We start from the raw sequence: 12,332 nt of genomic DNA, 5'->3' as shown, positions 1-12,332 counted from the left end.
AAGGACGCCTGACGGCGTCCTTTTTTTATGGTTTTAGCTTAGTTCAAACATACCGTTGTACAGCTGATAATATTCTCCCTGCTGAGCCAACAGGTCCTCGTGGCTGCCCCGCTCCACAATCTGCCCCTGTTCCAGCACCATAATAGCGTCAGCATTACGGACCGTGGACAGCCGGTGAGCAATCACAAACACCGTCCGCCCCTCCATCAACTGGTCCATTCCCTTTTCGATGAGGGCCTCGGTGCGGGTATCAATGCTGCTGGTTGCCTCGTCCAGAATGAGTACCGGTGGGTCAGCCACTGCCGCCCGGGCAATGGCAAGTAGCTGCCGCTGGCCCTGAGACAGATTGGCTCCGTCTGCCGTCACCATAGTGTCGTAGCCCTGGGGCAAGCGGCGGATGAAGGAATCAGCGTTGGCGATTTTGGCCGCCTTCTCCACCTCCTCCATGGTGGCATCCAGCTTGCCAAAGCGAATGTTATCCGCAATGGTTCCGGTAAAGAGGTGGGTATCCTGAAGCACCATGCCCAGGGATCGCCGCAGATCATCTTTCCGGATGTCCTTCACGTCAATGCCGTCATAGGTCACCCGCCCCTTTTGTACATCGTAGAAGCGGTTGATCAGATTGGTGATCGTGGTCTTGCCCGCGCCTGTAGAGCCCACAAAGGCGATCTTCTGGCCAGGCTTGGCAAAGAGGCTGATGTCTTTCAGAATGGGGTGACCGGCATCATAACCAAAGGTGACACCTTCAAAGCGGACATCCCCCCGCAAGGGCACCTCAGAGCCGTCAGGCTTGCGCCAAACCCAGCCCCCGTCGCGCTTTTCCAACCTCACCTGACCGTCGTCCACCTCCGGGGTCTGGTCCATAGCCTCAAAAACCCGCTCGGCGCCAGCCAAGGCAGCCAGCAGGAAGTTGGTCTGCTGGGTAAATTGGTTGATAGGCATGGCCGCCTGACGCACAAAGACCAGATAGCTGGCCAGGCTTCCCACATCGGTCATGCCAGCCATGGCCATATAGCCTCCCAGGGCAGCCACAATGGCATAGTTAATATAAGAAATGCTCACCACCGCCGGGATCATGGTGGCTGCGTAGCTCTGAGCACCGGTACCCGCCTTGCGAAGCGCTTCGTTTTTCTCTCGAAACGTCCGCAGGTTGGCTTTTTCGTGGTTAAATACCTTGACCACCTTTTGGCCTGCCACCATCTCTTCAATATAGCCGTCCAGATCACCCAACGCCCGCTGCTGCTTGTTGTAGTAGGCCTTGCTTCGCTTTCCGCTGTAGCGGATATAGAGAAACATGACCACATAGCATACCGCTACCACCAGGGTGAGCCGCCAGTTGAGGATGAAGAGCATGGTCAGGGTACCTGCTACCTGAATGAAACTCTGGATCACCATAGCGAAGCTGTTGTTCAGGGCATCCGAAATGGTGTCCACGTCGTTGGTGAAATAGCTCATTACATCGCCATGGCGGCGGGTATCGAAGAAGCGGAGGGGCAGCTTCTGGAGATGGGCGAACAAGTCCCGGCGGATATCGTAAAGTACCTTCTGTGCCGCCTTCACCATGGTCTGGGTATAGCCCCAGGCCGCCAGGGCTCCCGCCAGATAGATGAGGGCAGTGAGGGTCACCCCTCGCAGCAGGGCTTCCATCCCCCCTGTAGCCAGGTTATTGACCACCGGCCGGATCATATAGGTACCCAGCAGGTTGGCCAGAGCACTGATAGTAACCAACACCGCTACCGCCAGCAGCAGGAACTTGTGTCTTCCCAGATAGGACAGAAGGGCGCGAATGGTGTAACCCAGGTGCTTGGGCTTTTTTGCGCTGAGCTGTCTAGCCATTCTCCTCCCCTCCTTTCATCTGGGATGCGTAAATCTCCTGGTAAATGGGGTCATGCTCCAACAGTTCCCTATGAGTGCCGGCGGCATGAATTCTGCCGTCCTCCAGGATGACAATAAGATCGGTGTGCATCACCGAGGTGACTCGCTGGGCAATAATAATCTTGGTGACGCCGGTAAGCTTGCTCAAAGCTCCCCGGATCTTGCCCTCTGTTGCAGTATCTACCGCACTGGTGGAGTCGTCAAAAATCAAAATCTTTGGTTTTTTTAACAGGGCTCGGGCAATACATAACCGCTGCTTCTGGCCGCCGGAGACGTTGACGCCCCCCTGCCCCAGATCGGTATCCAGGCCGTCCGGCATTCGCTCCAGAAATTCATCGGCGCAGGCCGCCCGGCAAGCCGCCCACAGAGCCTCATCGTCGGCATCCGGGTCGCCCCACTTCAGGTTCTCCCGGACAGTACCGGAGAAGAGCACATTTTTCTGGAGCACGATGCCCACCGCGTCCCGCAGAACGGTCAGATCGTAATCCTTTACATCGTGCCCACCAACCCGCACAGTACCTTCCGTGGCATCGTACAGCCTGGGAATGAGCTGTACCAGGGTAGTCTTGGCAGAGCCTGTGCCGCCCAGGATACCCACAGTCTGGCCTGCCCTGATATGCAGGTTCACCCCAGACAGAGCATACTCCCTGGCGTCGGTATGGTACTTGAAGGAAACACGCTCAAAGTCCACGCTGCCGTCGGGCACTTCCTCCACCGGCTGAGCGGGGGAAACAAGGGCCGGCTTCTCCTCCAATACCTCTGCAATGCGATGGGCACTGGCCAGAGATCGGGTGAGCAGCAGGAACACATTGGAGATCATCATGAAGGAGTTCATCACCTGGAGCACATAGCTGAGAAAGCCGGTCAACTCCCCCACCTGGAGACTGCCCCCCAGGATCATGCCGCCTCCAAACCACAGAATGAGCACGATGGCAGTATACATCGTGAACTGGAAGGCTGGCAGGTTGAGTACCGCAAAGTGGAAGGTCCGCTGACTTGTGGCCATCAGCTCCTCATTGACCGACTGGAACTTCTCCTCCTCATACTCCCCCCGCACAAAAGCTTTTACCGCCCGGATGGCAGTAAGCCCCTCCTGAACCACATTGTTCAGCTTATCCATGGCCTTCTGAAGCCTGCCGTACATGGGCGCCACCTTGCGCACCACAAAAAAGAGGATGAGCGCCAGAATGGGGGCAGTCACCACAAAAATCAGGGCCAGCCGGGCATTCATCCAGAAGGACAATCCTAATCCCATCACCAGCATCACCGGACTTCTCACCAGAGGCCGCAGTCCGCCGTTGATGGCATTTTGCAGCACCGTCACATCAGTGGTCATACGGGTAACCAGAGAAGAACTTTCAAATCGGTCCAGGTTGGAAAAGGCGTAGTCCTGCACCCGCTCATACTGGGCCTCCCGGATGCGGGCGCCCCAACCGTAGGCCGCCCGGGCGGCAAACCGAGCATACAGCAGGCCGGTGATCAAAGCCAGTACAGCACATACGCCCATCTGTACACCCTTGACCACAATATAATTCAGATCCCGGTTCTCTACTCCCACGTCAATGAGGTCGGCCATCAGCACGGGAATCACCAGCTCAAAAGCCGTCTCCACCAACACCAACAATCCGCCCAGAAACAGGTCCCGGCGGTAGGGGCCCAAATAGGACAGCAGGCGTTTCAGTTCTTTCATGACCGTCCCTCCCCTGCTGTCTTCAGATTGCGGTACGCCCGACTCAGATAGTCGGCAAACCGCTCCTGCTCTTCCGGTGTAAACCCCGCCAGCATCCGTTCCTCCATAGTACGGCAGCAGGTCCGCCAGGCATCATAGGCCGTCTGACCAGCAGGAGTGATCTCGATTCGGTCTCGGCGCTTGTCCTGCCCATCCCCGCATCGGGTCACGAAGCCACCCTTTTCCAGGCTGTCCAGCATCCGGCATACCGCCGCCGGATCGATCTCAAAGTAGTCGGCCAGCTGACGCTGGCGGCTGGGACCATGCTGGCTGAGATAGCCCAGCAGTTTGGGCTGACCGGTTCCCAGTCCTACCTCCGCCAGGCAGGGACGCAGCGCCCCCCGCTGGGCATGAAAAGCCCGGTAGAGCAGCATATGGAATGTCTTTTCCATCCACTCACCTTCCTAATTGACATATCAACGATTGACATATCAATTATACCCCGAGATTTTACACTGTCAAGTCCAACAACGGTTGGATTCTACTTGCAACCAGCCACATAAAGTGGGATAATATTGGCAACGACATCCAAAAGGAGGCCCTCCCATGGAAGGTAAGAAAGCATACCGTCCGGAAAACCTGCACTATCTGAAAATGCTGGCCCGGCAATACCCAAATGTCCAGGCTGCCAGCACCGAGATCATCAACCTCCACGCCATTCAGAACCTGCCCAAAGGCACTGAGCACTTTATCTCCGACGTACACGGCGAGTATGAGGCCTTCCTTCACATCCTGAACTCGGCTTCCGGCGTGGTACGCGAGAAGCTGGACAGCCTGTTTGCCACCACCGTATCCAAGGCCGATCTGGACCAGCTGGCCACCCTTATCTACTATCCCCAGGAAAAGCTGGAGGAGATCGAGCGGGAGACCGCCGATATGCGGGAGTGGTACCGCATCACCTTCCACCGCCTGATCGAGATGTGCCGTCTGGTCAGCTCCAAATACACCCGTTCCAAGGTCCGTAAGGCTATGCCTCCTGAGTACGCCTACATCATCGACGAAATGATCCATACCCACTACGAGGACATGGACAAGCGGGACTATTACGAGAACATCATCTCCACCATTATCGACATCGACCGGGCCTCCAACTTCCTGGTGCAGCTGTGCGAGCTCATCAAGCGACTGGCGGTGGACCATCTTCATCTGGTGGGCGATATCTTTGACCGTGGTCCCCGGGCGGACATCATTCTGGACTCTCTGATGGACTACCACAGTGTAGACATCCAGTGGGGCAACCACGACGTGCTGTGGATGGGGGCCGCCTCCGGCTCCCGCACCCTGGTGGCTACTGTACTGGCCAACTCCCTGCGCTACAACAATCTGGAGGTCATCGAGACAGGCTACGGCATCTCTCTGCGGCCTCTGTCGGTCTTTGCCAACGAGGTATACAAGGACTGCGACATCCACTGTTTTGAGGTGAAGCTGACCAACGAAGACGCCGCCCACTACACGGAAAAGGATAAGCTGCTGGCCGCCCGAATGCACAAGGCCATTACCATCATTCTCTTCAAGCTGGAGGGGCAGAAGCTGCTGCGCAACCCCTGCTTTGGTATGGCGGACCGGCTGCTGCTGGACAAGATTGACTATGAGAATAAGTGCATCACCATCAATGGCACCACTTATCCCTTGGAGGATACCGACTTCCCCACTGTAGACCCCAACGATCCCTATACCCTTACCGAGGAAGAGAGTACCCTCATCAATCAGCTGACCAGCTCCTTCCTCCACAGCGAGAAGCTCCAGCGACACATCCGCTTTCTCTACTCCAAGGGCAGTCTGTACAAGGTCTACAACGGCAACCTGCTCTTCCACGGCTGCATTCCCATGACGGAGGATGGTCAGCTCCAGTCCTTTACCATCGGCGGTGTGACCCTGTCCGGCAAAGACTTTCTGGATTATGCCGATACCAACGCCCGCCGGGCCTATTACAGCAAGCCGGGCACGGAAGAACGGGAGTTCGGCATGGACTTTCTGTGGTTCCTGTGGGCAGGCCGCAACAGCCCCATCTTTGGCCGTGACCGTATGACCACCTTTGAGCGGCGGTTCATCCTGGATGAGTCCACCTGGACCGAACCCAAAAACGCCTACTATCAGCTGTACAACGACCCCGCTGTGTGTGAGTTCCTGCTGAAGCAGTTTGGTCTGGAGGGACCTCACTGCCACATCATCAACGGGCACATCCCGGTAAAGTCCAAAAAGGGCGAGAGCCCCATGAAGGCAGGCGGCAAGCTGCTGGTTATCGACGGCGGCTTCTGCAAAGCCTATCAGAAAACCACCGGCATTGCGGGCTACACGCTGATTTACAACTCCGCTTGCTTCCGGCTGGTCTCCCACGAGCCCTTTGTTGGACGGGCCAACGCCATTCGGGAAAACCAGGATATCGCCTCTACTTCGGTGGTATTTGAGCGGCTGGAATCCCGGCTGAAAATCGCCGGGACTGACGTGGGCCGCCAGCTCCAGGAGCAGATCGACGATCTGATGGCTCTGGTACAGGCTTTCCGCAATGGCGAGATCGTAGAAGACCACAAGGACTGACTTATTAAAAAATGCCGGCCGCAAATGCGGCCGGCATTTTTTGCTTATTTAACTGGTATGTCATCTTGACTGCGCTCCCCTTTTGTGTTAAACTGCATTTACTCATTTAGTAATTTAGTAAATAACTAATTTATTGTTAGGAGGTAACCATGCAAATCCCCACGAATTTGAAACACAAACCTGTCTTTGTGGCAGAGGACTACGGCAATATCGACGGCCGCAGCGCTTATCAAACCGACGCCCAGGGTCTGAGCCTTGGCCTGGCCCAGTGGAATGACCGGGGCCGGGTGGACATCTCGGCCAAGGTGTGGCGGCACACTGGTGAAAAGTGGTCCCGCCAGTCGGAGGAGCTCCCCCTCCACCGGGTGCTGGACCTGGCTATCCTCACCTGCCGGGCAGTCCACTACATTCGGGAGGAGAGCTACCGCTTCCCTGCTCTGTATGATCCGAACACCCCTCAGATCGACCGGGTGGGTCTCCAGGGAGACGCCATGACGGTAGAGGTATGTACCGGCAACGACCATATCTGCGAGGATATTGCACTCTTTCGGGATGCGTTGGCTCGGGATGGTGATCTGCTGGGAGAACGAATGCAGGTTTTGGCCCGCCTGCTGGCTGACCTGGGCTATCATGGATAATAAAAAATGGTCCGCTGCAAATGCAGCGGACCATTTTTACCCATATTACGATGCAATGTACGATTAGCCAAGGGTCTGACCAAGCACGATAAAGACAATCGCTCCACCGATCAGTGCCACAGCGCACAGAGGCACATAGACATATTTTCCGAAGGAATGGAACCAGCCGCCGATAGGCTTCTTGGCGCCCTGGTTCACGGCGTCCAGAGCGGTCTTCTTCTTCATGACCCAGAAGAACATAATGCCAGCCAGCATTGCGCCCAGAGGGCAGATATAAACAGAAACCAAATCCATCCACTGGGAGGTCCAGGGCTGGATGAGCAGAGCCACAACCAGACCGATGACGTGGATCACGATGGTGGACACCACGCGGTTGAGTTTCAGCTTCTCCTGCAGGAAGGCCACGGGGGTCTCGTACAGGTTGATGATGGAGGTGGTGCCGGCGAAGAGCACGGCGATGAAGAAGAAGGCGCCGATGACCCAGCCGATGCCGCCCATGCCGTTGAACACACCGGGCAGAGCGATAAACATGAGGCCAGGGCCGCCGCTGGACACGTCGCTGCCGGTGGTGGCCATAGCGGGGATGATGACGAACATGGCCACCAGAGCAGCCAGGGTATCAAACACGGCCACGTTGCGGGCGGAGGAGCCGATGGCCACATCCTTGCCCAGGTAGGAGCCGTAGATGACCGAGCCGTTGCCGGCCACCGACAACGAGAAGAACGCCTGGCCGAAGGCGAAGAGCCAAATCTCCCAGTTCTGCAGACCCTTGGGATCCAGGGAGAAGATGAACTTGTAGCCGTCGCCGGCGCCGGGCAGGGTGGCGATGTACACCGCCATAACCAGGAACAGGCCGAACAGCAGGGGGATCATGATCTTACAGGCCTTCTCAATGCCGCCGGACACGCCCAGCGCCATGATGATGACGGAGACCACGATGGCCACGATGATCCAAACGCCGTTGCCGATGCCGAAGATGCCGTTCTGGAGCATCATGCCGACGCCCTCACCCAGAGTAGCGGACTCGGGAGCGGCCTGACCGAAGGCGCCGCCGATGGCGGCGGCATCCTGGCCCAGGGCGAACAGGTCGCCGCAGATGGCCATCTTGGTGTACTTGAAGATCCAGCCCATGACCACGGTGTAGCCGATGGCCAGACCCATGGAGCCGATGACGGGGATGGCGCCGATGACTTCGCCGATGCGGCGCTTGCCGCCCCGGTCCTCAACGGCCTTGCCGAAGGAGCCCACGGGGCCCGCACCGCCCCAGCGGCCCAGGGCGAACTCCTCCATCACGCCGGACATACCGATGACAATAACGAACAGGAAGTACGGAAGCAGGAATGCCATGCCACCATATTGCTTATATTTGGCGACCATGTAGGGGAAGCGCCAGATGTTGGCCATGCCTACGGCAGAGCCGATACAGGCGAGGATAAATCCCCATTTGCTTTTGAAACCATCCCGGTTTTCCACATTGTTAGGAGCGGAGCCTGACATAATAGACCCTCCTTATTCCCTCTAAAATTGTCTGACAAACCTTTGCTGTATACGGGCAGCGGCGCCCGACGAACGAAGTATTGAGTTCGCGGGCGCCGCTGATCCTTGTGCCTGCATACTTCCGCGTGATGCAGTTACGTCACATTGTGTTTTAGCTGCAGCGCCGCCTCTTACTTCTCCTCGTTGGGATAGGGCTCCAGGAAGGCGTGGAAGTGACGCATGGGCAGCTTGTGACCCCAGAGGATACGCATGTTGGGGATGGACTCACGGTCCTTGTACAGCTGAGCCACAGCGGCGATGACGTAGTCCAGGTGCTCCTTGGTCAGGCGGCTGCGGTCGATCGCGAAGCGGACCACGTTGGCCAGCTCAGCCTGCTGCTCGGGAGTCTTCAGGTCGTACTCCATGGAGAAGTCGCCCAGCTCGGACACACGGATACCATAGCGGCGGATCAGCTCCAGAGAGAAGCCGGTGCCGGCGAAGGTGGTGTGATCGCGCTTGCCGTCGAAGAACTCGTCCATGTTGATGTACACAGCGTGGCCGCCGGCGGGCAGAACAACGCCCTTCACGCCGTTCTTGTAGAAGCCCTGAGCCAGGTACTCACACTGCATGGCACGGTCATGCTGATAGTTGAAATCGCAGGACTCATAGAGGCCGGCAGCCAGAGCCATGATGTCACGGCCGGACATACCGCCGTAGGAGTCGTTGCCGTAGCAGGAGATCTGCTTAACCTTGATGAGCACGCCCACGTCGGTCTTGACGGTGCCGTCCTCGTTGAAGTCGGAGAACTTCTTCCAGAACAGGCCCTTGTCGCGGAAGGCCAGCATACCGCCCATGTTGGCATGGCCGTCCTTCTTGGCGGACATGGTGAAGGCGTCGCAGTAGGAGAACATCTCGGTGGCGATCTCAGCGATGGACTTGTCGGCGTAGCCTTCCTCGTTCATCTTGATGTAGTAAGCATTCTCAGCCCAGCGGGCCACGTCGAAGACCAGAGGAATGTCATACTTGTGAGCCACGCGGTTGATCTCACGGATGTTAGCCATGGAGACAGGCTGGCCGCAGATGGGGTTGTTGGTGATGCAGGTGAAGATCAGGGGCACGTTGTCCACGCCCACGGCATTGATCAGCTGCTCCAGCTTCTCGATGTCCATGTTGCCCTTGAAGGGGTTCTTCTCGTACTTGCCGCCTTCGGGAACTTCGTACAGCAGCTCCTTGTTGTACAGGTTACGAGGAATGGAACCCATCTGCTTGATGTTGCCCTCGGTGGTGTCGAAGTGACCGTTGGAGGGGATGGTGAAGACCTTGCCGGGATGACGGGCAGTGAGGATCTTCTTCACGATCTCCATCAGCACGGACTCAGCGGCACGGCCCTGCTGGATAATGAAGGCGTTGGGGCGCTCCATCTGCTTGGCGCCGCCGTTGAACAGGCCGCCCTCGTACTCGCAGAGGAACAGCTCGTCCATCAGCTTCTCCAGGTCGCGGCAGTCGGTGCGGACCAGGTCGATGCTCTTCTTCCAGTTCTTCTCGCCGCCGCGCTCGAAGATATCGCGGAAAGTGTCAAGAAGCACATAGTAGCCGGTGTTGCGGCCATAGGCCTCGTCGCCCAGGAACAGGGTGGCCCACTGCTGGTTGGTCATGGCGGTGGTGCCGGAGTCGGACAGCATATCAACGGTCAGCAGTCCGGAGGGGAAGGAAAACTCGTTCCAGTGGGTGGCGTTCAGAGCACGCTCACGCTGCTCAACAGTGGCCTGGGGCAGATCGCGCACCGCAAAGGCGCAGTGCTGGGGCATCTCAACATTCTGAGCCAGAGGATAGTGCTTCACATTCTTGTCCATTTTGTTTACCTCCATTTAATTTGGCGCTTTGCGCCATCATTTTACTAGAGGATACCCCGGTCGTCGGAAGCCGGCGATTCCGGCTCCTGCAACTGGCGGACAGTAACCTTTCCGAATGTGGTTATAGGTACTTGGAACTTTACTTAACTGCGATAACCTCGATCTCCACAAGGGCGTCCTTGGGCAGCCGGGCAACTTCCACAGCAGAGCGGGCAGGATAGCCGCCCTCACCGAAGAAGGTGGCATACACCTCGTTCATAGCACCGAAGTTGTTCATGTCGCTGAGGAACACGGTGGTCTTGACGACCTTATCCATGCCCAGGCCAGCCTCGGCCAGGATGGACTTCACGTTGGTCAGGGACTGACGGGTCTGCTCCGCGATGCCCTCGGGGAACGCACCGGTAGCGGGATCGATGGGCAGCTGGCCGGAAGTGATGACCAGGCCGTCGATCTCAACCGCCTGAGCGTAAGGGCCGATGGCCGCAGGCGCCTTGTCGGTATTGACGATTTTCTTCATGTTTGTTTTCCGCCTCCTTTTCACTTGGCAACAATAATTTATCACGCAGATAATTTTTTGTCAACACGTTTTTGTTCATTTCGTATGATTTTACAATTCAGCTCTCAGATTTTGTAGGAATTATCAATATAATTTTTTGCCGCGGCACAAAAAATTTTTTCTCTTGAGAAAATTGCTCTAATCTTGTTTTGACAATATTCTTATTATCAGCTATACTAAGTATAGATGCGTCTTTGGGACAAGCAGGTAATTTGAGCCAAAATCAAGGATAGAGGTGAGCCGATTGGCCAGTCCATTGTTGCAGCACTATATCAAGCTGACTGAATTTTTGGGCTATGCCCTGGGGCCCGATTATGAGGTAGCTCTTCATGATCTGACCGACAAAGATCGCTCCATTGTGGCCATTGCCAACAACCACGTCAGTGGTCGCGAGGTGGGCGCCCCTCTGACCAATGTTGCCCTGCGCATTCTGCGGGACAAAAGTTATGAGAATCAGGACTATATCCTTCACTATTTAGGAGTATCCAGCACCGGAAAGACCCTGCGCTCCTCCACCATGTTCATCAAACACGACGGCAAGCTGATCGGAATGCTGTGCATCAATTTTGATGACAGCCGATTCCAGGCAGTGAGCGATGCCTTACTGCGGCTCTGCCACCCCGATCATTTTGTTGATACCAATTTTCAGGTGGATGAGACTGTGGCAGACCGTTTTGCTCCGGCAGAGCGCTTCCACAACTCCATCCACGGTGTGGCTACCGAGGCGGTACTTCGGGAACTGGACCGCAGAAACATCACGGCGGACCGTCTCAATTCCGAAGAACGCATTCAGATCATCGGCGCACTGGACAGCGAGGGCGTTTTCCTGCTTAAGGGCGCCGTAAAGGATGTGGCCGACGCTCTGGAATGTTCCCAGGCCAGCGTATATCGTTACCTGAGTGCGATCCGCAAGGAAGAGACCTGAGGTCTCTCCCCTTTTCCTCAGTTCTATGGGAGGTAAGATCAAGATGGGTTATCACTATCCCCGCCGGCTGCTCTGGGTAGTTCTGGGCATGGTGATCAGCGCGGTGGGTATCGTTATGATGTTGCAGGCCAACATTGGCCTGGAGCCATGGAGCGTCCTGCAGCAGGGTATGGCCCAAACCTTCGGCATCACTTACGGCACCGCCTCCATCATCGTGGGCGCAGCCGCCATCGGTGTTGCCATTCTATTTGGCGAGGGTTTCGGCCTGGGTACAATTTTAAATATCACCCTATGTGCCATTTTTATCGATTATATGTTGGCCCAGGGATGGATTCCTCTGATGGAAAACCTGTTCTCCGGCATTCTGATGCTGTTGGGCGGCCTGGAACTGCTGGCCATCGGGACCTGGCTGTACATGAAGGCGGCTCTGGGCGCCGGTCCCCGGGATTCCCTGATGGTGGCTCTGGCCCGCAAGACCAAACGGTCTGTCGGCCTATGCCGGGCAGTGGTGGAAATCGGCGTCATTATTCTCGGCTGGCTGCTGGGCGGCCAGGTGGGAATCGGCACAGTTATCTCCGCTATCGTGTTGGGTACCCTGTTCAATCTGAATTTTGCCCTCTTCCGCTTCCGCGCGGCAGAGGTTCATCAGGAAAATCTGATGGAAAGCTTCCGCAATCTGGCCAGCAGAATGCACAGCCCTTCCCACGGATAAAAAAATTCCTCCGTCCTGAGACGGAGGAAT

10 protein-coding genes are annotated in these 12,332 nt (G+C 56.6%); 4 read left to right on the top strand and 6 right to left on the bottom strand.

From position 1 onward, the window contains the following. Window positions 1-33 precede the first annotated feature (33 nt). Genes B5G40_RS10190 through B5G40_RS10180 form a run of 3 tightly spaced genes read right to left on the bottom strand, consistent with a single transcriptional unit; the run spans window position 34 to window position 3,996 of the window. Entirely contained in the window at window positions 34-1,836 is a 1,803-nt protein-coding gene (locus B5G40_RS10190) for an ABC transporter ATP-binding protein (RefSeq protein ID WP_087399532.1), read from the bottom strand. Beyond that, window positions 1,829-3,565 (bottom strand): ABC transporter ATP-binding protein, encoded by a 1,737-nt coding sequence (locus B5G40_RS10185; RefSeq protein WP_087399531.1) that lies wholly within the window; start codon window positions 3,563-3,565, stop codon window positions 1,829-1,831. Before B5G40_RS10185 ends, B5G40_RS10190 begins: the two co-directional genes overlap by 8 nt. Further along, window positions 3,562-3,996, bottom strand: a complete 435-nt coding sequence (locus B5G40_RS10180) for a MarR family winged helix-turn-helix transcriptional regulator (protein ID WP_087266671.1) — start codon at window positions 3,994-3,996, stop codon at window positions 3,562-3,564. Before B5G40_RS10180 ends, B5G40_RS10185 begins: the two co-directional genes overlap by 4 nt. A 154-nt stretch (window positions 3,997-4,150) precedes the next feature. Between B5G40_RS10180 and B5G40_RS10175 the strand changes: the two genes are divergently transcribed. Both B5G40_RS10175 and B5G40_RS10170 read left to right on the top strand, forming a co-directional pair. Next, window positions 4,151-6,142, top strand: a complete 1,992-nt coding sequence (locus tag B5G40_RS10175; RefSeq protein WP_087399530.1) for a fructose-1,6-bisphosphatase — start codon at window positions 4,151-4,153, stop codon at window positions 6,140-6,142. A gap of 149 nt (window positions 6,143-6,291) precedes the next feature. Then, window positions 6,292-6,780 carry a DUF6530 family protein gene (locus tag B5G40_RS10170; protein WP_087399529.1) on the top strand — a complete coding sequence of 163 codons (489 nt, stop codon included), beginning with the start codon at window positions 6,292-6,294 and terminating at the stop codon, window positions 6,778-6,780. A gap of 63 nt (window positions 6,781-6,843) precedes the next feature. On the opposite strand, the gene B5G40_RS10165 is transcribed toward B5G40_RS10170, so the two are convergent. From B5G40_RS10165 to B5G40_RS10155, 3 genes are all read right to left on the bottom strand, one after another. Then, window positions 6,844-8,277 (bottom strand): sodium-dependent transporter, encoded by a 1,434-nt coding sequence (locus B5G40_RS10165; protein ID WP_087326601.1) that lies wholly within the window; start codon window positions 8,275-8,277, stop codon window positions 6,844-6,846. Between the two features lie 170 nt (window positions 8,278-8,447). Then, window positions 8,448-10,109: a tryptophanase gene (locus tag B5G40_RS10160; protein ID WP_158099516.1), complete on the bottom strand. Its 1,662-nt coding sequence runs from the start codon at window positions 10,107-10,109 to the stop codon at window positions 8,448-8,450. Window positions 10,110-10,248: 139 nt separating this feature from the next. Beyond that, window positions 10,249-10,626: a RidA family protein gene (locus B5G40_RS10155; protein ID WP_087326604.1), complete on the bottom strand. Its 378-nt coding sequence runs from the start codon at window positions 10,624-10,626 to the stop codon at window positions 10,249-10,251. Window positions 10,627-10,921: 295 nt separating this feature from the next. On the opposite strand from B5G40_RS10155, the gene B5G40_RS10150 reads away from it, so the two are divergent. Then, entirely contained in the window at window positions 10,922-11,590 is a 669-nt protein-coding gene (locus B5G40_RS10150) for a helix-turn-helix transcriptional regulator (protein WP_242959384.1), read from the top strand. A gap of 25 nt (window positions 11,591-11,615) precedes the next feature. Continuing rightward, the gene (locus B5G40_RS10145) at window positions 11,616-12,302 is read left to right on the top strand and encodes a YczE/YyaS/YitT family protein (protein WP_087326610.1); all 687 of its coding nucleotides are present in this window, start codon (window positions 11,616-11,618) and stop codon (window positions 12,300-12,302) included. Window positions 12,303-12,332 lie beyond the last annotated feature (30 nt).

The organism is Flavonifractor sp. An9, from assembly GCF_002161245.1.
GTDB classification, from domain to species: Bacteria; Bacillota; Clostridia; order Oscillospirales; family Oscillospiraceae; genus Flavonifractor; species Flavonifractor avicola.
This window is presented reverse-complemented; position numbering and strand designations above follow the sequence as displayed.

What these genes read in the sequence shown, in the direction of transcription:
- B5G40_RS10185 (WP_087399531.1), bottom strand. Translation starts at nt 3,565, where the DNA reads ATGAAAGAACTGAAACGCCTGCTGTCCTATTTGGGCCCCTACCGCCGG.
- B5G40_RS10155 (WP_087326604.1), bottom strand. Translation starts at nt 10,626, where the DNA reads ATGAAGAAAATCGTCAATACCGACAAGGCGCCTGCGGCCATCGGCCCT.
- B5G40_RS10165 (WP_087326601.1), bottom strand. Translation starts at nt 8,277, where the DNA reads ATGTCAGGCTCCGCTCCTAACAATGTGGAAAACCGGGATGGTTTCAAA.
- B5G40_RS10170 (WP_087399529.1), top strand. Translation starts at nt 6,292, where the DNA reads ATGCAAATCCCCACGAATTTGAAACACAAACCTGTCTTTGTGGCAGAG.
- B5G40_RS10180 (WP_087266671.1), bottom strand. Translation starts at nt 3,996, where the DNA reads ATGGAAAAGACATTCCATATGCTGCTCTACCGGGCTTTTCATGCCCAG.
- B5G40_RS10160 (WP_158099516.1), bottom strand. Translation starts at nt 10,109, where the DNA reads ATGGACAAGAATGTGAAGCACTATCCTCTGGCTCAGAATGTTGAGATG.
- B5G40_RS10190 (WP_087399532.1), bottom strand. Translation starts at nt 1,836, where the DNA reads ATGGCTAGACAGCTCAGCGCAAAAAAGCCCAAGCACCTGGGTTACACC.
- B5G40_RS10145 (WP_087326610.1), top strand. Translation starts at nt 11,616, where the DNA reads ATGGGAGGTAAGATCAAGATGGGTTATCACTATCCCCGCCGGCTGCTC.
- B5G40_RS10175 (WP_087399530.1), top strand. Translation starts at nt 4,151, where the DNA reads ATGGAAGGTAAGAAAGCATACCGTCCGGAAAACCTGCACTATCTGAAA.